The sequence below is a fragment of the Streptomyces sp. CCM_MD2014 genome, assembly GCF_000772045.1.
In the GTDB taxonomy this organism is placed as follows: domain Bacteria; phylum Actinomycetota; class Actinomycetes; order Streptomycetales; family Streptomycetaceae; genus Streptomyces; species Streptomyces salinarius.
The window spans coordinates 1,506,687-1,526,353 of record NZ_CP009754.1 but is presented as its reverse complement, the minus strand read 5'-3'; the positions used below and the strand labels follow the sequence as shown (position 1 = coordinate 1,526,353).

Below are 19,667 nucleotides of genomic sequence, written 5' to 3'. Positions count from 1 at the left end.
TTCGCCCGCGTCGGCGCCTCGCGCGAAACACCAGGAGGTCGTGATGACCGCACATCCGAGTGACCCCGCGGTGGCCGCCTTCGTCGCAGCCGTCAACGCCGGCGACAAGGACGCCTTCTTCGCCGCGCTGACCGACGACGCCACCATGTCCGACGACGGCACCGACCGTGACCTCGTCGCGTGGGCGGAGCGTGAGATCTTCTCCTCGAACGGCCGCATGGACGTCGAGGACGTCTCCGCCGACGGCCGGACCCTGACAGCCACGTATACCAACGCCACCTGGGGCAGTATGCGCACGCGGTGGGCCTTCACCGTCACCAACGGCCGCATCAGCCGCTTCGAGACCGGCCAAGGCTGACGCGGTCTTCCTCTGCCATTGGGGGGTACGGGGCTCCCACGGGAACACCCGCCCGGGAGCACGGATTGCTCAGCGGCCCAGCTCGTGGCCAGGGGGGCGTGCCATGCCGGCCCAGCTCGCGGCCGGCGGGCGGGCTATCAGGCGGTACCGGGGGATGCGTGCAGTACGTCGTCTATGCCACCCACGCCGCCGATTCGCGCGCGACAGAAACCGGTCAATGACGACGGCCGAATGCGGAAGGAAGACGTGATGAGCGGCCAGGCTGACGTCGCCCCGACGGGACTGCTGCGGCGGGTGATGCGCGGGCGGGATCCTAGGGAGGAGCACCGCGCGGCTACGCCGCTGGAGCTGTTGTTCGACCTGACCTTCGTGGTCGCCGTCTCCCAGGCAGCGGCCCAGCTTCATCACGCCCTCGCCGAAGACCATGTCGGCTCCGGGCTGGCCGCCTATGCGGCAGTGTTCTTCGCGATCTGGTGGGCGTGGATGAACTTCACCTGGTTCGCCTCCGCCTACGACACCGACGATGTGCCCTACCGGCTGCTGACGCTCCTGCAGATGGCCGGCGTGCTCGTACTGGCATCAGGTGTGCCCGCCGTGTTCGAGGACGGTGACTTCACACTCGTCGTGATCGGCTACGTGGTGATGCGGCTCGCGATGGTCACTCAGTGGCTGCGCGCCGCCATCGAGCACCCCGAGGGCCGCAGCGGCGCACTGCACTACGCCGCCGGTATCACCGCGGTGCAGATCTGCTGGATCGCCCGCCTGTGGACACCCGACGCCTGGGCCTGGACCACCTTCCTAATCCTGGTCGCAGCCGAGCTGGCCGTACCGGCATGGGCCGAATACCGGGGCCACCCCACCAGCTGGCACCCCGGTCACATCGCCGAGCGCTACAGCCTCTTCACCATCATCGTCCTGGGCGAGGTGATCCTCGGCTCACTCGCCGCCGTCCGCTCCGCCGTGGCCGACCACGGCCTGTCCACCCCCGTTCTCCTGATCGCGATCGGCGGCCTGCTGCTCGTCTTCGCCCTGTGGTGGATCTACTTCACCGGAAACGAAGCGCGACTGACCACGCTGCGCACCGCCTTGGTCTGGGGGTACGGCCACTACGTGGTCTTCGCCGCGCTGGCTGCGATCGGCGCGGGCCTGGAAGCGGCGCTGGACGCCGCCGAACACCACGGACACCTCTCCACCCGGGGTGCCGGACTGTCGGTCGCCGTCCCCGTGGCGATTGCGCTCCTGATGCTGGGGGCACTGCACCGGGCCACCCGTACCGGAGCGGTGGGACACGCCCTGCTGGTCCTCGCCGGTGCACTCGTGGTCCTGGCTCTGGGCTTCAGCGCACCCGCCCTGGGAATCGGCGGCGCCATCCTGGGCATGGGCCTGGCGGTGGCCGCCACGCTGACAGCCAACCTCTTCACTGTCCGCCATCGATCCGAGAGGCGTTGAGGTGCGCCTGGACCTGAACAAACTCGACCACCTGATCGCCGTCGCCGAGGAAGGCAGCCTCACCCGCGCAGCCGCCCGGCTCCACCTGTCCCAGCAGGCCCTGTCCACCTCCATCCGGGCCCTCGAACGCGAAGTCGGAGTCCCGCTGCTGGAGCGCAGCAGCGCGGGCGTCACCACGCTGCCCGCCGGAGCGGCCCTGATCGAGGACGCCCGTGTCCTCAACGGCATGGCCCGCGCAGCCCTGCGCCGCGCCCGGCACATCGGACGCGGCGAGACCCAGGCCCTGCGTATCGGCTACACCCCCGCCGTCACCGGCGACGAACTCGTCACCCTGCTCGCACCGGTGACCGAAGCCCACCCCGACATCACCCCCGAGATCCACCAGCGCTACCCCTCCGAGCTGACCGCCGCCCTCCTCGCCGGCGACCTCGACATCGGACTGTGCCGCGCAATGACGCCCACGCACGGTCTGACCCGCACCACCCTCGGCCACCATCGCCTGCACATCGCCGTCGCCTGCGACCACCCCCTGGCCGCCCGCACATCCGTGACCCTGCCCGAACTCGCCCATGAGACCTTCCTGGTCTGGGGCACCCCCGGCCGCTCCGGCTACACCGACCTCCTCATCGACCACTGCCGCAACGCCGGCTTCGAACCGAACAGCGAACGCACCGCCCGCCAAGGCACACCCCCCATCACAGCAGTCATCGGCACCCGCAACATCGCCTTCGTCACCACACCACCGGGCCCCGCAGCGGGCGGCAAAGCGCACGTCCTCACCCTCGAACCCCCCATCCACGCGCCACTCCACGCGCTCTACCTCCCGCACACCACATGCCCCAGCCGCACCACCTTCCTCACCCACGTGAGGATCTAATCTGGCTCTATCGGTGCGCCTGGACCCACTCGTAGGCCCGCCGGGACCGGTGGCGGGAGGGCCAAGTCGGCGAGCTGAGTTCACGCCCGCGGGGTGGCGCGATCTGCTCCACCCGGAAACCTGGCCCTCTTCGCGAAGTAATCAGACCATTGTCTTGCGCCACGGCGCGGCGGGGTCCGAGAGCGTGTCGAGGATCAGCTCGCACCAGGTCACGGCAGCATTGACCGTCAGGCGGGCATGACGCACTCCAAGCCCAGACGGTGCGCTCGCCTGACCGTGACCGCTGCCGAAGCCCTGGTTGCGCAGTTCGGCGACGCCGACTGCGATGTTCACCGAGCCCGAAAGGATTCTCTTCACGGCCTTGCTGCCGTCCGGCCCATCAGGAGCCGAGCCAGCGTCGAGCTTCAGCGACTTCTGGACCGTGCTGATCAGGGCCGGGAGCGCGGCGTTCCGGTCGACCTCGATGTTCAGCTCCCCAAGGGCGGTCTTCGCCGTTGCCTCGATGAGCTGCTTGGCCGCGCCGATGGCCCCATGGGGATCGGTGGTCAGGTCCCTCCGAATGCGCTCCAACTCGATCGTGATGCCGGAGGCGTCGCTCAGGGTGCTGAGGTCGCGGACCAGCACTGGCGGGTTGGACCAGGAGATCCTCCCCTCCTTATCGAGAGTGAAGCCGTCCCGCTCCAAGCGGACCCTGATGTCGTCAAGCCACTTAGGAGTTCCCTGATCGTCCGGGTTCCGGTACGCGCGGATGAAGTCCTCGAAGACCAGGAGTACACGTCGAACCTGGTTCGGATCCGACCAGTCCACACCCTCCGCGTAGAGCATGAATTCAGTCCGCCGCTGGCCTGAATCCTGGTACTTCAGCTCATCTGGCGGGATGGGCGCGAACCCGTGGTCCTCCCACAGTTCGGCGACAATCCGGACGGTCAGGTCCGTGGCCAGAGAGCGGAAGGCGTTGCGGGTCGCCGGGCTCACCAGCTCCCGCCGTGCGGTGACGGTCATGGTCTGAAGATAGGAGCAGACCCTGACACCGTCACTGTCTTTTCCCAAGGTGATGTCTGATCCATGCCGAGCCTGTCTAGCCAACCAGTCTGTGGTTGTGGCTGATTTAACCGTTGGTCGTGAGATTCGGCCACGGAATCTGAGATGCCACACTGTCGACGGACGGCAGTTCGCCGGGGGCAGACAGGAATGTTCTGGGAAAGACTGGCCAACGGGCGCGAGGGCATGTCAACGTAGACGACCTTGCAAGAAACCCCAGGTCAGAGAGGTGATTGCTCGTGACCGTAGCCCCTGCGGGCCCCGGTTTCTCCACCACTGTCGAGGCCCTGCGACTGCGGGAGTGGCAGCTCGGCCCCGGTCAGCCGACTCTGGTCCTGGACCAGTTCTCGGCCGAGGACTTCCACCTGATCGTTGATGATCGCGCGGACGTGCACGTCAGCTCCAAGGACGGCCGGTTCTACCTCGGTTGGTTTCCGCACGGCCGACCCGGCACGGACGGCGAGGGGTGGAAGATCGCTGTCACCGGCACCGCTCAAGTCCGCGGCTACCACATGTCGTTCGACACCGAGACGCCGGCCGACATCGTCGCCGCCACCGTGGCGAGGGTGCTGCAGACCTCACGCCGCCTCTGACAGCGCGGCCACCGATACATAGCGCCCGTCCTATAAGCGCTGGCGGTGCCGTAGGCCGGCCCGGCTCCACCGCCCCCGTTTCCCTCGAACCCCAGGAGGCTGTCCGTGACGTCCCCGGAGATGACCGTCGGCGATCTCATCGATCTGTTGTCCGGCTGCGACCGGAGCGCTCCGGTCCGCCAGGCCATGAACCCGTTCTTCCCGATGGCGCACCGCTTGGCGCAGGTCCTGCAGTCGGTCGACGAGACCGGCCAGACCGTCGTCTACCTCGCCGAAGGGCAGGACGAGGACGCACAGCTCGGCCACCTTCCGCCGGAGGTCGCCATCGCCCTGACGTGGCAGGGCCCCGTCCAGGCGCCCCCGCGCCGCCCTCGCCGCCGTGCCGGCGGCAACTAGACACGCACCGAGCCCTTGGAGGCGCCCCTGTACCCCGACCTTCCGCCCGACCCGTCCGCCCCGCGCGGCGGCCAGCCCGCGTTCTGGGTCGGCCCCCGGCACCTAGCCGGTGACGACGGACGCCTCTACGACGTCGTCGCCGACGCACTCGCCGGCCTGGGCTGGACGAGCCTGACGATCGTCCGCGGACGGCACGAGCCGGACGAGGAACCGGAGGACCGCCAGGTCCTGCGCAGCACCGTCCTGCACATCAGCCCCGACGCCTTGCGTTGGGCCCAGTGGGGGCTGGCGGACGAGCCGTTCCACCTGGGCGGGCTGCCGGTCGCCTGGCAGATCTCCGCTCGCGCCGAGGCGAGCAGCCCGCTCGCCCAGTGGTCGGCCTACTTCACCCGTGACGTCCCCGGCGAGGCGGTGGTCGACTTCCTCGTCGCGCTCGACGCAAGCAACCAGCCTGCCTCGGCGCTCGCCGGACCCGAGCTGGTCCTTGACGCTGTCGCCGCCCACGGCTGGTTCCGCGACATCGACCAGCCCGAGGCGGCGGCGATGGACCCGACGTTCACCTCGCACATCAGCCTGGGGGAGGTGCCGCCCCTCATCCAGGACGGCGACCTACGGGCCCTGTCCGCCGGGGACGACGAGACGAGGCCGGCCGGATGGCAGGCGTGGGCCGAGCCCGTACTCGGCGCCCCGCTTCTGTGGGTGGCCTCGTTCGCCGCCAGTGTCCCGCACGATCTCGTCGCCGCCTTCGCCGCCTCCCTCAGCTCGACCGCACCGGTCCTGCGGCGGGTCCTGCCCGAGGCCACCCAGGAGCGCCTCCTGCGCGCGCCGGCCATTTAACGTCCCGCGCACCCCTCTCGACGATCGCAGTCCGGCATCCTCCCAGTTGGGGGTGCCGGACTTTCTTGTTTCACGGGCGAAGTGGCCGGTCGGGTCGTTAGTGCTTAGCCCATAACGCACTGCTGCCCCCGACCGCGACGGTCGGAGGCAGCAGCGTGACGTGCACGCAGGTCAGCTCGTTGCCGTGGCCTTGGCGAGGGCCTTGTCGAGGTGGCGGTCGACGAGGGCCGGGGAGCCGGAGAGGACCAGCAGCAGGTTGCCGTCGCGGATCGCGGTCTGCTTGACCACGGTGCTCCGGCCCCCGGCGATGTACGTCAGAAGCAGGCTCCACTGCTCATCACCGCCGACGCTGGGCGCGGGCAGCTTCTGCGAGGTCACGTCGACCTGGGTGCCACCGGCGACGACCTGATAGGCCGGGCAGCCTGTCATGGCATCGAAGATCCGGCCGGTGCCGTCGGAGAGCTTCTTCACGCTGTCGCTGTACAGCTCCTCGGAGATCTCCGAGGAGCTGTAGCCGTAGGTGAAGTCCGCCTTCGCCTTGTGCGGGAAGGCGAGTGTGCCGCCAGTCGCCGCGTCACCGCCCAGCTCGCTCAGGGCCGGGCAGCCGAGGACGGTGACGTCATCGTGCTGGGCCGGACGCTCCGGCTGGGGAAGGTAGCCGCTGCCGAGGTCGCGCGGGTCGAGCAGGCGGGACTCGAGCGCGGCCGAGGAGAGCGCGGCCGGCTCCTGGGCGACCTCGGTCGGCTTTCCCGTACGGGAGGAGGCGGTCCGGTGCTTGGACCCGGGGGTGTCGGTGGAGCAGGCGGGCACGGCGAGGAGGGCGGCGGTGATGCCGAGTGCGGTGGTGGCGACGCGAACGCGCATGACGGAACTGACCCCTTGGTGCTAGGCGACGGGTGGTCAGTGCGGGCCCGCGGGCCCGGTGGGGTCGTAGGAGTGGTGGTCAGTGCCCGAGGTGGCGCAGGCAGTCCTCGAACGTGGCGTGCGTCGAGTCCGCCGGCCCGGAGTGCCGGTTGTACCAGGCGGTGTCGATGCGCGTCTCCAGCTGCTGGTGTCCGGCCCGGCAGCGCAGCCAGATCTCACCGCGGGTGGAGAGGATGAGCCAGTCCCGGTACGCGCCGCACTCGGCGCAGGTGGCCATCTCGCCGTCGAGGACCAGGGGCTGCTTCCACGGCATCATCTTGCCCTCGACCTGGTCGTGGCTCGGCACCCGCAGCTCCGGCGGGAGGAAGTCGTCCACGATGGCGGTCGGCTCGGCGGGCTGCGGCTCGGGCGCCGGCACTCCGATGCCGGGCGGGACCTGTCCCTGCATCTGCGCGTGCAGCTCGGCGAACCGTTTCTGAGCTTCGCTCGGCCCCTTGGCCCTGCGGCGTATTCGGTGAAACACCCTGGCGTCCTCCTCTACCTCGGCACCTCGTCCTGCGCGTCTTCATGATCGTGCCCCACGCCGTCGGCGGTTTCAATTCACAACGTCCACAGTCCCTTCGGCCAGGTCAGCACGGGTGTGGCCTCTCGGCTGCCCGGGTGACGAGGAGGCCACGACGCATGTCTCGGTACGGCACAGCGGCGATCCGGGGAGCCTGCGTGCCGTCTGGTGTACTTATCGGGCCTGACGCGGTGACTCCTCTCCGCTGCGCCGCCTGCCGGGCGTGGAGGGCCTGGTCGTCGCCCTGCGCGTCGCGGACCGGTTCGCTGCGGTGCTGGTCTCGGGAAGCTGGGAGGCATCGGCGGGCAGGTCGGCTGTCCGTCGCATCCGCCATACGAGCACGTCGCTGATGGAGTCCGCGGTGCCCAGTTCGCGCCGAGCGGCAACGTCGGGCAGGAGGGCGGCCGGGTTGTGGCCGGCGGCTTCGGCTTCCGTGATGGTCGCGGCCAGGGCGTACCAGCCGGGTTCGGCGAGGATCTGCTCGGCCAGTTCCGGGAGCGCCTCGCGCAGCAGCGCGGTCTGCCGCTGGAGCATCGGCCGGCTCAGACGTCGGCCGCGCTGGTATAGCACACCGAGCGGCTGGGCCGAGGCGGCCTGGTAAGCGGTGCGCAGGTGTTCGGCGGCTCGGGTGGCGGCCTCGGCCTGCTGGGCGTGGCCCTTCCGGGCGTGCCAGTGCGCGGTGGCGGTGATCAGGAAGAACAGCATGTCGATCGCCATCGCCGTGGTGGCTCCGTCCTCACCGCGGCCGAGGGCCGGGCCGCCCTGGACGAGGTCGCGGGCGGCCTGTCGCAGGGCTCGATCGTGCCCGCGTACGGCGCGGACGTGAGAGCGCGAGGCCCGTTCGAAGGCCGTTGCGGCGTCGTGCAGTTCGCGGCGGGTGTGAGCGGCGGACGTCTTCGCGAGGGCGTCCAGGACCTCGCCGACCGCGGCGATGTGGGCGGCGGCGACCCCGTCCTCGCCGTGGTCGCCGACGAGCACGGCCTGCCACACGGCCGATGCCGTGCCGCGGCGCGCGGAGGCCGGACTGCCCGGCCCCGTACGAATCGCTTCGTCCCGCCGGGCCGCAGGGACATCCTGCGCATCACCGGACCACCGCTCGCGGATGCGAGGCAAGGACAGGTCGGGAGCGAGGCGCGCGCCGGGGTAGAACACCGGTTCGCCGTCCTTGTTCAGGTCGTCGGGCAGGGCGACCTTGTATCCGAGCAGGTCACCGGAGGGCGCGGCGCGCTTGCGGATCAGCAGGCCGGCGGCGGCGAGGCGGTCGAAGAACTCCTCGTCGCTTCTCGCGCCGGCCACCGCACGCCGCACGGATTCCCGCAGTTCCTCGCGGGCGGTGCGCTCGCGGCCCTGGCGCTGGGCCTTGTGGCGCTCGGCGCTGGTCGGTCGTTGCGCTGCGGTCCCGTCCCCGGTGCTGAGCTGCTTGAGCCCGTACTCGGTTTCGATCAGGCGGGCTTCGGCCTGGGATCGCTTGGCGTCGTTGTTGAGTCGGGGGCGCCGGCCGTCTTCGCGGACGAGCGTGGCGATGATGTGGATGTGGTCGTCGGCGTGGCGCACGGCTGCCCAGCGGCATCCCGCCTCGTCGGCGGCCGGAGCGATGCCGGTCGCGGCGACCATGCGTCGGGCGATCTCCCCCCATTGCTCGTCGGAGAGAACCGGGTCGTCGGGTGCGGCCCGGACGGATAGGTGCCAGACGTGCTTGGCCGGGCGGCGCGACTCCGCGAGCGTCTGGACGGGCTGGTCCAGGAGCTGCTGCAACTGTCTCTTCGTAGCTTGAGGATCGCGACCGGGGTCGGGAGCGAAGCTGTCCCATGCCGCCACGAGATGCGGATCGACGTGCTCCTCATGAGTCCCTTTGCCGTAGAGGTAGATGAGCAGGCCAAACGTGTTCGAGCCACGCTTGTGGACGCGAGGGATCAACCGGTTCGCCTTTCGGTGTCGAGGTAGTGCTGGATGAAGGCGTCCACGCGCTGGGTGGCGCGCTGGACGGCGCCGAGTACGGCTTCGGCGTAGGGGACGTCGGCACCGGAGTTGGCGGCCTTAGCTACCTGGTTGACGTTGTTGCCGATGTGGCCGAGGTGCCGGCGCACAGCGAAGAGCTCGTTGTGGACTTCTCGTTGGGCGGCGATTTCCGCCGCCGTACGGTCGAGATCGTGGGCGGCTTTGAGAGCGGCGTGGGCGAGGAAACTGGCGACGCTCATGTGGCACACGGCGGCTGCACGAGCTAGGAGTTGGTACTCGTCGTCGTTCATGCGGCAGCTGGGCTGGCGCATGCGCTTGTTCTCGTCGCGCAGGCGCTCACGCTGTTGCACATGCGGCTTTGAAGGGGCGGTGTGCGTGCAGTGCGCACTGTGGCAGGCGTGCTGGTCCTGCCCCTCGGGATGCGAGCCGCCCTCGGTCGCATCCTCACGGATCGGCGCCCCCCGGTGCCGTTCCGCTCCCGCCACTCCAGGGGCGGGGAACGCAAGAGCATTGCTCCCCTCGGGAGCAATGCTCTTGCGATAACTTGCTCGCCCCGAGACCGAGTTGGAGCCGCGATCAGGTTCCGGGGTGGTGCCGTTCTTGGGTGCGTTCGTCATCGGGATTCGGGCCTCGTAGAGCGGGTGCGTTGCTGGATGGTTGCGGCCAGCGCGAGAACTTCGGCTGGGCTGGCAAGGACGCGAACCGGTCTGTTGGGACGGTCCTGGACGAGCCACTGCCCGGTCGGCGTGAGGACGACGGCGTGGAGGAGTTGCCGGCGGACCAAGACGTCCGCCCAGGCACCGGCCTCGGCGGTGGTGGGCCCGGAAAAGCGAGGGGGACGAGGAATCATGGCGTACCTCCTAAGCGGGGCGGTGGCCCGGCGTGGAGCTGGGCCACCTTTACGGATAACGGGCCTTGTGCTGGGATTTGCCGGTTCAGCCGCATTCGGGGCAGCGTCCGACGTGGCTGTTGAGCGCGCGGGCCATCCGCTGTTTCGCCGAGGCTGCCTGCTTCGCGCTGGACTTCGCCGCCGGCCTGCCCGCATGCCGCTCGGAGTGAGCGAGCATGAATCCGATCTCGCGCTCGTACTCGGCGCGGACCGTCTTGAACTGGTGGCAGGTCTTCATCGGGCGGTGCTCCTCGTCGTCGTGATGTCCCCGTTCCGCAGCTCCTGGAGGACCAGGCCGAGTCGGTCGTTACCGACACCCGTCAGGCCCTGGCGGCGGATGATTTCGCGCAGCTGCACTCGGGTGATCGCGCCGTTGCCGTCCCGTTCGAGCAGAGCCGGCACATGGGGACGCACCTCACGGACAAGCTGGCGCTCGGATTCACCCAGCTCGCGTGCCTGGCGCTCCGTCTGCGAGCGGGACCGTGCACGCTTGTCCTTGTTCTTCGTCCGGGAGGTCCTGGTCGGCTTCCGGCGAAGCGGGACCTTGTGTCCTCGGTCCTGGGTGGTTTCGGTCCCGGACTGTGGGGCGGTCGGTCCTCGGTCCTGGGTGGTTTCGGTCCCGGACTGTGGGGCGGTCGGTCCTCGGTCCTGGGTGGTTTCGGTCCCGGACTGTGGGGCGGTCGGTCCTCGGTCCTCGGTGGTCTCGGTCCCCGACTTCGTGATGCCCGGTCCCCGATGAGAACCCGGGTCCTGAGCTGCCACTTCTCGCGTGCTGTGGTCGGTCCTCATGGCCGCTGCGTCCCGCGCTGCGGCTCCCGGTCCGGCGAGCACGGTCCCTGGGACCGCACCGTCTTCCGAGGGCTTGGTTCCCGCGAACGTTCCCGTTGCGTCGCCCTTGGTCCTTGCGTCGACCTCGGCTTCCGGGTTCTCGGGGACGGGGCCCCGAGGAGCCCTCGCTCCTCGGTCCGGGACCGGCTCGTCGGAACCGTCGGGACTGGGGACGGGGACCGGCACATCCGATGTCGGCTGTACGGGGACCGTGGCCGCCGATGCGCTGCTGTGCGCCGGGGACCAGGGAGAAGGGAGCGGGACCGTGGCGAGCGCCAGCGCGTGTCGCCGAGCGGCGAGCTGGTCGAGCAGCTGCGCCCGCTGGAGAGGGTCGGTGCCGACCGAAGCCCTGCCGACCGCCTTCGACAGGCGTCGCGTCAGCCGCCGGCCGCGACGGCTCTGCTGCTGCTCGGGTGTGCGCTCGGCGAGGCGGGCGGCGAGGGTGACCGCACGGGCGGTGGCCCGGTCCCGGGTGATCTGCGCTGCGTCACGGTCCCGCGCGGCAATGCCCAGGCGGGACAGCAGCCGCTCGCGTGCCTCCCGGCCCAGGACGGCGAGCAGTCCGTTCGAGGCTGCACCCGGGGTGCGCAGGCGCAGTTCGATGCCCATGGCCAGGTGCCACAGCATCGCCGCCATGACCGGTCCGACGAAGGCGCGGACCGTGCCTCCGACGGGGCCGCTCTCGGCGTAGGCGGGGATCACCTGCACCGTGGTGATCACCCAGACCAGCGTGCCCGGCAGGCCAGGAGCGCCCTGGACGGCGAGGTTCTGCCGTGCCATCAGCGCGGTGGCGAACAGGGCGAGTTCGGCGGCGGCGAACATGCCGGCGCGCTCGGCGGTGCCGGCCATGTCGAGGTAGTCGGCCGCGAAGCGCCAGCTGGTGTCGGCGCTGTAGGCGGTGCAGCCCAGGGCGGCGACGGCGGCGACCTTGACCGCCGGGCCGCCGAGACGTTTCCGCGGGCGGGTTCCCCGGCGCCGGATCGCCCAGGCGGTCAGCACGAGCGCGAGGGCGGCGGGCACGACGGCGGCGAGGAGGAGAGGGAGGTCCGAAGTAGCACCGAAGGCGAGGACAGGGTGGGTCATGCTGCCTTTCCGAGAGGGGCGTGCGCCGAGGTCGACGCCGCCGGGCGGCCTGTCGGCTGCTGAGTGCCGGGAGCTGCGGGCGCGGGGGTGCCCTTGGCCTTGGAGGTCTTCTTCCGCTTCTTCCTGGAGCGGGGCACGCCGTAATTGCGGTCCCGGTCGAAGACCTTGTTGGCCGCTTGCCGGAGCAGGTCACGGGCGTGCTTGTGGCTGATCTGCAGGGCGGCAGCGAGCCGGTCGGGCTGCCAGCCCCGGACGTAGGCGTGGTCGATGACCACCTGCCGCTCGGCTTCCGTCAGGTGCACGTCGCGTCCCTGGAAGAAGGCGGTCACACGCCGGTAGTCCAGGCGCCGGTGCAGGTTGTCGTGCAGCGGGCGCCGCTCGGCTTCAGTGAGCCCGCCCCAGACGCCCTCCTTGAGGACGTTCTCCAGAGCGAAGTCCAGGCACGCGCGGCGTACAGGGCACCAGCCGCACAGCTCCTTCGCCTCCGCGATCTCCTCGTGATCCCGGGGCCCGGGGAAGAACACGGCGTCGGCGTCCTCGACGTCCATGCCGTGGCACGCTCCGCGGACGTGCCAGCTGGTGTCTGCGATGCCGCGCAAGCCGGTGGCCGGCGCGTCGTGGGTGGTGATGCGGCGCAAGGCGAGTCTCCGATGTGCTGCCACACCGGCCGGCTAACGCAGTGCCTGGCGGGTGCGGCGTCGGGCGCCGGCTGCGGCGCGTGGGCGTGCGCCGCATCCGGTGCGGGACGGTGAGGTTGCGGCGGTGCAGCAGACGGGATGCACGCGCCGGAGGCTCCGGTCAGGCCAGGGCGGGCTGCTGGGCCTGCTCGGCGTGCTGGGCCTGCTGGGCGGCGAGATCCACACGGCCGGGGTGCGGGGTGGCGCGCGGCGTGATGGCGCGTACCCCGTCGTTGGGGCCGATCCGGCGGCGCCGGCACGGCTCGCCGACCGGGGCCAGACACCACTCGCATCGCACGCTCAGGGCATCGGGCAGCCCCTGCGCGACGGCGGCTTCGCGTGCTGCCCGGGCGGGCCGGAACGGTGCGAGAGCGGCGCGGGCGGCGGGCGGTATGCAGGAGCCGATCTGGTCCAGCCGAGCCTGCAGCCTCGGGTTGATCCCCTCCTGGCTGCTGGTGATGGCCGGGGCATACGCGGGCTGCGCTATGCCGGCGGCGACGGCACGGCGGGTGCCGACCAGCTCTGCGGTCCAGGCGGCCTGGTCGTCCGGGTCCGCGGACGGTGTGGGGTCCCAGTGGAGGGCCAGGCGGTTGCGCCGGTAGCTCTCCCAGGGGCGGACCACGTCGGCGGGTTGGATCTGGTACGGCGAGGTGCGGTAGTGCTGGCGGGCGGCGATGCGGGCGTCCCAGCCGTGCGGGGTGGCCATCGGCACGTCGCCGAGCAGCTCGTGCCACTGGGCGAGCTGGTCGCGGGCCTCGCCCTCGTCGGTGCGGATGCTGCGGGGGTCGAGTCGGCCGATGTAGGCCAGCAGGGCGGCGATTTCGCGGCGGTCCACGGTCAGCCCTCCGTTCCGGTCGGCTCGTCCAGGGCGGCGAGAAGGGCGGCGGTGTGCTTCTCGGCCCGCGTCATGCCACCGGGCGCGGCGGTGTTCTGGCCGGGCACGGCGTAGAGGTTCGGGCGGTTGGGGGCGTGTTCCCGGGTGATCCAGGCTCGCCAGTCGGCAGCCCAGGCTTCCGCCGGCCTCGGGGCGTGGGCCGCCCGGTGGGCACGCCACTTCGCGTCGGCGGCCTGCAGGCCATGCTCGCCGAGGCGGTCGAGGTGTCCCTGCCGGCGGGCCCAGGTGTGGGTGGCGGGGTCGACCTGCCACTCGGCAGCCGGGAGGACGGCAGCACCACCACTGCTGTACCTCCGGTTCAAATTAGGTTCACTACGGTTCTGTGTGCCGGTGGCCGGTACATCGCTGTGCCGGTGGCCGGTACGCCGCTGTGCCGGTTTCCGCCTGGGCCTGCCGGTTTCCGGTACTGCCGGTTTCCGGACCCTGGCGGGGGATTCCGGCACCTCACGCGGGCGGATTCCGTACCGCCGCAGGGCCGACAGCCGGAGCTTGGCAGGGCCAGCGGGCTCGTCCGGCACTGCCGTCTCGCCCGTTTCCTCCCGCTGCTCTCGCAGCGCCTGTGCGACTGCTTCGGCGGCGAGCGGCAGGCGGTAGACCGTGCTGCGCTGCGGGCCCACCAGGTCGTCGAGCTGTTCCAGCTCGCCGGCCAGGACGAGGCGTTCGATGGCTTCGCGCACCGTGGAGACCGAGGCGTGCGTGCGCTTGGCCAGGCTGGACAGGGAGGCCCAGGAGATGCACTGGTCGTCGGCCACCCGGTCGGCGATCGACAGCAGGACCAGACGCGCGGCCCCTCGGCTGGAGCTGTGCTCCCACACCCACTCGCGAGCTTCGCTGCTCATCGGCCGCTCCCGGCAAGCGGGCGGGCGGGGCGGCCCGCGGGGGCCTGGATGGTGCGGTCCGGCTCGGGGCGCTGAGGCGCCGAGGCGGAGCTAGCTGCCGCGCAGGCCGGACGGTAGGGCCTTTTGCGCAGGGCGGAGCGCATGCAAGAATCTCCTTTGGTGTTGCCACGCTGAGACGCCCCGTGGAAGGGATCAGCGTGGTGATGGTGGCGATCTCCGCCCTTGCCGGGGCGGTATAGCCGTTAAGCGTCCGGCGTCCGGGAGTTGCCGCTCTCGGGCGCCGTCGCTGTGTTCTGGGGCCTATGAGGCCCGGAGGTTGTGCACGTCATTGCTCCTGTGCTCGTCCGTGCGGGCGGTCTGCCCGGCGGGGGACGACGAACATACGCACGGCTCCGCGTCAAGGTCCAGAGTTGGTTCTTAAACCCTGTAGAAGTCGCGTGAGCTGCTGCGACGGGGGTGGAGCGAGCATGGGCGAGTCCTAGCGCGTACGTAGGTCACGACGGCCGGGCAAGGAGCGCTTACCGCACCCCGCCGGCGTCACATCACTTCAGTGAAGCTGTGTTCGAAAACCTACGCCAGAGTGATCCCAGTCTGTCAACACTGAAGTGAAGCCTCTCAGCCTTTGGTCCTGGGAACTACACTGCAGTACAGTCCGGAGTCGGCGTCTAGATGAGAGGAGTCGGTGATGGTGGAGTCCAGCGGGCCGGCGGAGGCGCCCGGCGGCGCGGCCGACGCTCGGCGCTCATTCGCCGACAAGCTCAACCACCTGTTCCAGACCGTGACGAACCCGGAGACCGGCAAGCGTTACACCAATGCCGAGGTCGCCCGGGCGATCTCCGTGTCCGAGAGTGCGATCTCGCAGCTGCGGACCGGTGCGAAGCCCAACCCCACCTACACGACGGTGGAACGACTGGCCGGCCACTTCCACGTCAAAGAGCAGTACTTCTTCTCGGACTACGACGCCGAGGAGGCCGAGAAGGTGCGCGCCTCCATGGAACTCATCGAGGCCGTAGCCGACAGCGACGTCCGCGGCCTTGCGCTTCGAGCCAACGGCCTCTCGGCGGACAGCTTGAGGATGATCACGGATGTGATCAATCAGGCGAGACGGTGGGAAGGGCTCGACAAGCCCGGGCAGTGATGTGACCTCACTCACCTGCTGGGTGGATTTGACTGGTATGCCGCGCATGGATCTTCAAGATCGCCTTGGGCAACCATCTGTACCTATGCAAAGCTCCGCTAGAACCACGCGGAATGGTGGGTTCCGGTTAGCGCAGGCCGTGTCAGCGCTCATTCGGGGGCTACAGCAAGGATCTCGTCCATGTTCAAGCGGCAATTCGCGCGCAGAGAGGCGCAGCTGAGGCGACTGTGTGAGGAGCAGTTGCGGGGGATCGAGATATCCGATCCCTACGCGGTGGATGAAATATGCCGGCAGCTCGCCGTCAAGCGTGGCCGCCCCCTGCACCTCCACGAATTGCCTGAGACCGGAGGGGCCAACGCTCCCTGCGGAATGGTCCTCTCGTTCGACCACGGGGATTACGTCTTTCACGTCGCGGCTACCAGCGAGCGGCATCGTGCACAAATCGTGCGCCACGAGCTAGCGCACCTGCTGCTCGGGCACGCCGGGAACAACGAGAGCGTCGTCAGGTCTCTACTGGGAGTCCTGCCTGACGGGGTCGACCCCTCTGCCGTGCTCTCCGCTCTCGGCCGGACGAGCTACGACAGCGAGACCGAGTACGACGCCGAAATGGCCGCCTCCTGCCTGGGAGAGCTCTTTCACGATCTTGCCCACTCGGGCCGGGAACGCGGTCGGTCCGGTGCCGTGGCGCGGCTCGACGACGCCCTGGTCCACCCACGGAGGAACCGCCGCTCATGAGTACATCCACCCTCATCGCCGGCGTCCTCTGGCTGGTGGCTCTGTGGCGGCTGCCGTCCCTCCGGCACTCTCGCAAGCAGCGAAGTCTGGCGCTGACCCTGGTGGCTCTCGCAGCTGCCATGACGTTCGAGGTTCCGCCGGTCAAAGAGGCAGTCGATGCCGCCGTCGGCGCAGACGCCAGGCTGTCGCCGCTGCTGAAGCACCTGCTCGGCGTTACCTCGGCGGCATATCTGCTCGACTTCGTCATCGCAGTCGTTCGACCGCAGGGCCTGGCAAGTCGCACCCGGCTGGTGGCCGCCGGCGTGACGTTGCCCCTCATGCTCGCCTTCTACGCCCTGGCCAACTGGACGTCAGGAGGGCCCGTCAGGCTTGGGGAGGGCCGTGGCGCCCTCTTTCCCGTCCTCTACATGACGGTCTTCACGCTGTACATCGGCATCGCCATGGTCGTCGCTACATGGCTGTTCCTCGGCGGCGTACGTCACAGCCGGACTCTCCTGGGGAAGGCCGGCCTCGGATTTCTGGGCTTGGGAACCCTGCTCGGAAGCCTGTACGCCCTCCAGCGCATCGTCTTCGTGACGGTTCAGCTTGCCTCCGGCACCAGCTATCCAGCTTTGGAGAACCTTCTCTCCACAACGCTCAAGCAAGCCACCGTCCTGTCGGTCGCCGTCGGCGTCTGCTTGCCTCCTCTCTCCGTCGCCGTGGAATACGTCGCCGCGTGGAGCACCCTGCGGAAACTGCGTCCGCTCTGGGTGCAGCTCACGGAAGCAGCCCCGTATGTGGTGCTGGCGACATCTGTAGGCAGGTGGCGTGTCCGCTTCCGGCTGGAACGGTGCGTCATCGAGATCGAGGATGCCTGCCTGGCGCTTCGCGAGTACGTGTCAGTCGACATGCACGCAAAGGCCCGGAGGTTCGTCCGTCAGGAAGGGGTCGCTGCGCAACTCTCTGACGCAGTGGCGGAAGCCTGCTGGTTGCGTGCAGCCGTCCAGAGCGCACGAAATGGGGAACGGCTGCGGGGAGTTGAATATCCACCCCTCGGCGTCACTGGCCGAGACAGAGCGAGCGAACTGTCATGGTTGCGCACCGTTGCCCGCGCGTACCTCTCCTCGCCAGTCGTTTCCGAATTCGTCCGGAAAGAACATTCGTCCGTTTCCCACGAGCAGGGCGCTTCGGAAAGGATCTCCTCAGATGACAACTGATGTCCGCCCCAGCGAGTCGCGGCTGGCCCGCCGCATTACAGACTGGCTTGAGCCGAAGAACTGGATCATCGCTGTCACGCTGCTGGTCGGCTGGCACACCGCAGAATGGACAGGTGTTGCTTGGGGTGTGGTCGGCGCCCTCTTCGCGGCCGTCATCCCGATCACCTTCATCAAGTACGGCATTCGCAAGGGTCACTGGGGCGACAGACACGTCGGAGCGAAGCCAGCACGGCTAGTCGTGATGGCCGTCATCCTGCTCTCCGTAGCCACCGGCATCGTCCTGATGCTTGTCGCGGGGGCGCCGCGCACCATGGTTGCCCTCATCGTCTCGATGCTCGTGACGCTCGCGATTCTCACCGCGATCACCTTCGCCTGGAAGATCTCCGTCCACCAGGCCGTGTCCGCAGGTGCCTGCGCGATGCTCGTGCAGACCTACGGCCCGTGGATGGCCCTTGGCTTCCTGTTGGTCGTCGTCGTCGGCTGGTCCCGCGTCGAGCTGCGGGACCACACACGCAACCAAGTGATCGCAGGCACCATCCTCGGCACCATCGTGGCCGCAGCCGTCTTCCACCTGGCGCGCTGATCCGAAGGAGGGGCGTGGTTGAGAGCGGCCGCTACGCCTCCCAGGTATCTCACCCGGCTTTCGGGCCCCTGCACCGGCTCGCGGGCCGGCAGGATCGGGTTTCAGTGCTCGTAGGACCAGGCCCGTCCGGTCTGCCGGTACTCGGTCACGGAGATGGGCTGCACTCCGGGGCGCATCCGGGCTGTGTACAGGTGGCCGTCGAGGTGGTCGATCTCGTGGTGGACCAGACGGGCGAGGCCGCGTTCGTAGTCAGTGGTCACGGTCGTCCCGTCGAGTGTCGTGGTCTCGACCGTGATCCGGAGGGGGCGAGGGACGAGGCCGCGTACGTCGAAGAAGCTCAGGCATCCCTCGTACTGGTCGTCGGTCTCCTGCGAGGCGGCGATGACCCGGGGGTTGAGCAGTACGATCGCGCCCGCTCCTGGCTCGGCGGGCTGGACGACGGCCGCGGCCCGGCGGATGCCGATCTGTGGGGCTGCAATGCCCATGCCCTTGGCGAACGTGTGGACGCCTGCGATGCGCGCCATGGAGGTGAACAGGCTTTCCACGGCTTGCTCGGCGGCCTCACGTTCGGCAGGGAGTGAGAAGGGGCGTGCTGGCTCGGCAAGGACGGAGGCGCCTTCCTGGACTACGCCGAGGTTGCGCATCTGCTCGCTGGGCCGCATCTCGTTCACGAGAACTCCTGTTGATTCGCGTCGAGTTCGCTCGGCCAACCGCGGTTGCAGTGGACATACGACGGGGTGCGCCGCTCGGGGTGCCGGTCATGCGGGCCAGGCGTTAGCTCGGCAGCTAGCGTGGCGTTGCCAGACATCCGCTGCGACTGTTGAAGCGTCCCGTATGGCCTGATCCAGAGGGTCGGGGATGCTGCCCCGTCCGAGGCCGGCGGAGGCGACTGCAGTGGAGAGCGTTCTGCGCTCGTCCTGGCTCAGCCCTTCGCGGCACACAGAGTGGGCCAGGACGTCTCGTGCGATGTACCCGTCGGGATGCGTCGTCGCTTCGCTGGTGAGGCGGTGCATCAATTCGGCTTGTCGGGACTCTGGGGAGAGGTCGAGCACAACCAGTCCTACACGAGAGCGGAAGACGGCAAGGTCGGGGGCCGAGCCGAGAGCCAGGTAGTGCTGCACCATCTTGTTGATCGGCTCGACTGGCTGCTCGTCGGCTGCCCTGTGGCAGAGGACGGCAAGGGCTGCCGCGACGGCGTGCTCCCATGGCTCCACCAGGGTGCTCTCGTGTAGGAACTTCAACGCATCGCTGGGCTGCTCGCCGAGGCAGCGGACGAGCACCTCGACTTGGCGCCCGTCGAAGAGGCGCTTTCCCACGCCCCGGTGTTGCCTACTGTGCGCCCGGGCGTAGTCCCATTCACCTGCTGCGACGAGGGCACGGGTTCCGTCGCCGAGGAGTACGGCCCACAGCCATTGGCATACCTGTTGATGGTCGGAAGCCGACTTCGTGAGGCGTTGGAAGGACGTGGCGCGGTCGTCGATGACCGCTTCCGTCTTCGATCTGACTGCTCGGTTCAGGGAATCGAGCAGATGATACGCGCCAGTCCCGTCGCCGTCGCGGATGCGCAGTCGGGCCAGGTTGACCAGAGGTTCCAGGGCGTACCGGGCTTCCTGCGCGCCCAGGGGCTGGGCGCGCAGGACGGCCTCGGCGTGGCGCCAGCACAGAGAGCGTGCCAGGTCCGGCATGCCGCAGTCGCTTGCGATCAGTGCCGCCTTGTTCAGGGCGACGGTTGCGGAGGTCACGTTGTCGTCGCGCTCGGCGGCGGCAGCGAGGTCGGTGATTTCGCGGATGCGTTCAGCGAGAGGCGGGCACGCTGGACGTGGACGGGCAACGAGCGGGAACCGCTTCGCTATCTGGCTGACGTCCAT

22 protein-coding genes are annotated in these 19,667 nt (G+C 69.4%); 10 read left to right on the top strand and 12 right to left on the bottom strand.

Going from position 1 to position 19,667, the window contains the following annotated elements; translation table 11 throughout:
• The first annotated feature begins 43 nt into the window (after positions 1–43).
• The 3 genes from NI25_RS06600 to NI25_RS06590 all read left to right on the top strand — a co-directional run bounded on the left by NI25_RS06600 (position 44) and on the right by NI25_RS06590 (position 2,684).
• The gene (locus NI25_RS06600) at positions 44–358 is read left to right on the top strand and encodes a nuclear transport factor 2 family protein (protein ID WP_061441549.1); all 315 of its coding nucleotides are present in this window, start codon (positions 44–46) and stop codon (positions 356–358) included.
• Between the two features lie 249 nt (positions 359–607).
• Positions 608–1,807: a low temperature requirement protein A gene (locus tag NI25_RS06595; RefSeq protein WP_061446782.1), complete on the top strand. Its 1,200-nt coding sequence runs from the start codon at positions 608–610 to the stop codon at positions 1,805–1,807.
• A 1-nt stretch (position 1,808) separates the two neighbouring features.
• Positions 1,809–2,684, top strand: a complete 876-nt coding sequence (locus NI25_RS06590; protein WP_061441548.1) for a LysR substrate-binding domain-containing protein — start codon at positions 1,809–1,811, stop codon at positions 2,682–2,684.
• A 141-nt stretch (positions 2,685–2,825) separates the two neighbouring features.
• Here NI25_RS06590 and NI25_RS06585 read toward each other — a convergent pair whose 3' ends face one another.
• Positions 2,826–3,686, bottom strand: a complete 861-nt coding sequence (locus NI25_RS06585) for an abortive infection family protein (protein ID WP_061441547.1) — start codon at positions 3,684–3,686, stop codon at positions 2,826–2,828.
• Between the two features lie 278 nt (positions 3,687–3,964).
• Here NI25_RS06585 and NI25_RS06580 point away from each other — a divergent pair, with 278 nt between their 5' ends.
• The 3 genes from NI25_RS06580 to NI25_RS06570 all read left to right on the top strand — a co-directional run bounded on the left by NI25_RS06580 (position 3,965) and on the right by NI25_RS06570 (position 5,551).
• A complete protein-coding gene (locus NI25_RS06580; RefSeq protein WP_061441546.1) occupies positions 3,965–4,318 on the top strand; it encodes a DUF317 domain-containing protein in 354 nt (117 codons plus the stop codon).
• A gap of 105 nt (positions 4,319–4,423) precedes the next feature.
• A complete protein-coding gene (locus NI25_RS06575) occupies positions 4,424–4,714 on the top strand; it encodes a hypothetical protein (RefSeq protein WP_061441545.1) in 291 nt (96 codons plus the stop codon).
• 15 nt (positions 4,715–4,729) lie between these two features.
• Positions 4,730–5,551, top strand: a complete 822-nt coding sequence (locus NI25_RS06570; protein ID WP_061441544.1) for a DUF317 domain-containing protein — start codon at positions 4,730–4,732, stop codon at positions 5,549–5,551.
• 171 nt (positions 5,552–5,722) lie between these two features.
• Here the strand turns inward: NI25_RS06570 and NI25_RS06565 are convergent, their stop codons facing one another.
• The 9 genes from NI25_RS06565 to NI25_RS06520 form a co-directional block, all read right to left on the bottom strand.
• A complete protein-coding gene (locus tag NI25_RS06565) occupies positions 5,723–6,415 on the bottom strand; it encodes a hypothetical protein (protein ID WP_061441543.1) in 693 nt (230 codons plus the stop codon).
• A gap of 79 nt (positions 6,416–6,494) precedes the next feature.
• A complete protein-coding gene (locus tag NI25_RS06560; protein WP_054100437.1) occupies positions 6,495–6,938 on the bottom strand; it encodes a hypothetical protein in 444 nt (147 codons plus the stop codon).
• Positions 6,939–7,151: 213 nt separating this feature from the next.
• The gene (locus NI25_RS06555) at positions 7,152–8,894 is read right to left on the bottom strand and encodes a relaxase/mobilization nuclease domain-containing protein (protein WP_107071641.1); all 1,743 of its coding nucleotides are present in this window, start codon (positions 8,892–8,894) and stop codon (positions 7,152–7,154) included.
• Positions 8,891–9,286: a plasmid mobilization protein gene (locus NI25_RS39990; RefSeq protein WP_061446781.1), complete on the bottom strand. Its 396-nt coding sequence runs from the start codon at positions 9,284–9,286 to the stop codon at positions 8,891–8,893. The genes NI25_RS06555 and NI25_RS39990 overlap by 4 nt, the downstream gene beginning before the upstream one ends.
• 585 nt (positions 9,287–9,871) lie before the next feature.
• Positions 9,872–10,063, bottom strand: a complete 192-nt coding sequence (locus NI25_RS06540; protein ID WP_007491133.1) for a hypothetical protein — start codon at positions 10,061–10,063, stop codon at positions 9,872–9,874.
• Positions 10,060–11,736 carry a hypothetical protein gene (locus tag NI25_RS06535; RefSeq protein ID WP_061441540.1) on the bottom strand — a complete coding sequence of 559 codons (1,677 nt, stop codon included), beginning with the start codon at positions 11,734–11,736 and terminating at the stop codon, positions 10,060–10,062. Before NI25_RS06535 ends, NI25_RS06540 begins: the two co-directional genes overlap by 4 nt.
• Complete coding sequence (locus NI25_RS06530) at positions 11,733–12,374, bottom strand: WhiB family transcriptional regulator (RefSeq protein WP_061441539.1); 642 nt, start codon at positions 12,372–12,374, stop codon at positions 11,733–11,735. The genes NI25_RS06535 and NI25_RS06530 overlap by 4 nt, the downstream gene beginning before the upstream one ends.
• 160 nt (positions 12,375–12,534) lie before the next feature.
• Positions 12,535–13,248 (bottom strand): hypothetical protein, encoded by a 714-nt coding sequence (locus NI25_RS06525; protein ID WP_061441538.1) that lies wholly within the window; start codon positions 13,246–13,248, stop codon positions 12,535–12,537.
• A gap of 2 nt (positions 13,249–13,250) precedes the next feature.
• Positions 13,251–14,147 (bottom strand): helix-turn-helix domain-containing protein, encoded by an 897-nt coding sequence (locus NI25_RS06520; protein ID WP_061441537.1) that lies wholly within the window; start codon positions 14,145–14,147, stop codon positions 13,251–13,253.
• Positions 14,148–14,832: 685 nt separating this feature from the next.
• Here NI25_RS06520 and NI25_RS06515 point away from each other — a divergent pair.
• From NI25_RS06515 to NI25_RS06500, 4 genes are all read left to right on the top strand, one after another.
• Positions 14,833–15,285: a helix-turn-helix domain-containing protein gene (locus NI25_RS06515; RefSeq protein WP_007491144.1), complete on the top strand. Its 453-nt coding sequence runs from the start codon at positions 14,833–14,835 to the stop codon at positions 15,283–15,285.
• Positions 15,286–15,465: 180 nt separating this feature from the next.
• Positions 15,466–16,020 (top strand): hypothetical protein, encoded by a 555-nt coding sequence (locus tag NI25_RS06510; RefSeq protein ID WP_007491146.1) that lies wholly within the window; start codon positions 15,466–15,468, stop codon positions 16,018–16,020.
• The gene (locus NI25_RS06505; RefSeq protein WP_061441536.1) at positions 16,017–17,216 is read left to right on the top strand and encodes an MAB_1171c family putative transporter; all 1,200 of its coding nucleotides are present in this window, start codon (positions 16,017–16,019) and stop codon (positions 17,214–17,216) included. The genes NI25_RS06510 and NI25_RS06505 overlap by 4 nt, the downstream gene beginning before the upstream one ends.
• Positions 17,206–17,799, top strand: a complete 594-nt coding sequence (locus NI25_RS06500) for a phosphatase PAP2 family protein (protein ID WP_054100449.1) — start codon at positions 17,206–17,208, stop codon at positions 17,797–17,799. Before NI25_RS06505 ends, NI25_RS06500 begins: the two co-directional genes overlap by 11 nt.
• Positions 17,800–17,900: 101 nt before the next feature.
• Here NI25_RS06500 and NI25_RS06495 read toward each other — a convergent pair whose 3' ends face one another.
• The gene (locus NI25_RS06495; RefSeq protein ID WP_233520842.1) at positions 17,901–18,461 is read right to left on the bottom strand and encodes a peptide deformylase; all 561 of its coding nucleotides are present in this window, start codon (positions 18,459–18,461) and stop codon (positions 17,901–17,903) included.
• A 96-nt stretch (positions 18,462–18,557) separates the two neighbouring features.
• Positions 18,558–19,667 (bottom strand): hypothetical protein, encoded by a 1,110-nt coding sequence (locus tag NI25_RS06490; protein ID WP_061441534.1) that lies wholly within the window; start codon positions 19,665–19,667, stop codon positions 18,558–18,560.

What these genes read in the sequence shown, in the direction of transcription:
- NI25_RS06600 (WP_061441549.1), top strand. Translation starts at nt 44, where the DNA reads ATGACCGCACATCCGAGTGACCCCGCGGTGGCCGCCTTCGTCGCAGCC.
- NI25_RS06595 (WP_061446782.1), top strand. Translation starts at nt 608, where the DNA reads ATGAGCGGCCAGGCTGACGTCGCCCCGACGGGACTGCTGCGGCGGGTG.
- NI25_RS06585 (WP_061441547.1), bottom strand. Translation starts at nt 3,686, where the DNA reads ATGACCGTCACCGCACGGCGGGAGCTGGTGAGCCCGGCGACCCGCAAC.
- NI25_RS06565 (WP_061441543.1), bottom strand. Translation starts at nt 6,415, where the DNA reads ATGCGCGTTCGCGTCGCCACCACCGCACTCGGCATCACCGCCGCCCTC.
- NI25_RS06540 (WP_007491133.1), bottom strand. Translation starts at nt 10,063, where the DNA reads ATGAAGACCTGCCACCAGTTCAAGACGGTCCGCGCCGAGTACGAGCGC.
- NI25_RS06535 (WP_061441540.1), bottom strand. Translation starts at nt 11,736, where the DNA reads ATGACCCACCCTGTCCTCGCCTTCGGTGCTACTTCGGACCTCCCTCTC.
- NI25_RS06520 (WP_061441537.1), bottom strand. Translation starts at nt 14,147, where the DNA reads ATGAGCAGCGAAGCTCGCGAGTGGGTGTGGGAGCACAGCTCCAGCCGA.
- NI25_RS06515 (WP_007491144.1), top strand. Translation starts at nt 14,833, where the DNA reads ATGGTGGAGTCCAGCGGGCCGGCGGAGGCGCCCGGCGGCGCGGCCGAC.
- NI25_RS06510 (WP_007491146.1), top strand. Translation starts at nt 15,466, where the DNA reads ATGTTCAAGCGGCAATTCGCGCGCAGAGAGGCGCAGCTGAGGCGACTG.
- NI25_RS06505 (WP_061441536.1), top strand. Translation starts at nt 16,017, where the DNA reads ATGAGTACATCCACCCTCATCGCCGGCGTCCTCTGGCTGGTGGCTCTG.
- NI25_RS06500 (WP_054100449.1), top strand. Translation starts at nt 17,206, where the DNA reads ATGACAACTGATGTCCGCCCCAGCGAGTCGCGGCTGGCCCGCCGCATT.
- NI25_RS06495 (WP_233520842.1), bottom strand. Translation starts at nt 18,461, where the DNA reads ATGCGGCCCAGCGAGCAGATGCGCAACCTCGGCGTAGTCCAGGAAGGC.
- NI25_RS06490 (WP_061441534.1), bottom strand. Translation starts at nt 19,667, where the DNA reads ATGGACGTCAGCCAGATAGCGAAGCGGTTCCCGCTCGTTGCCCGTCCA.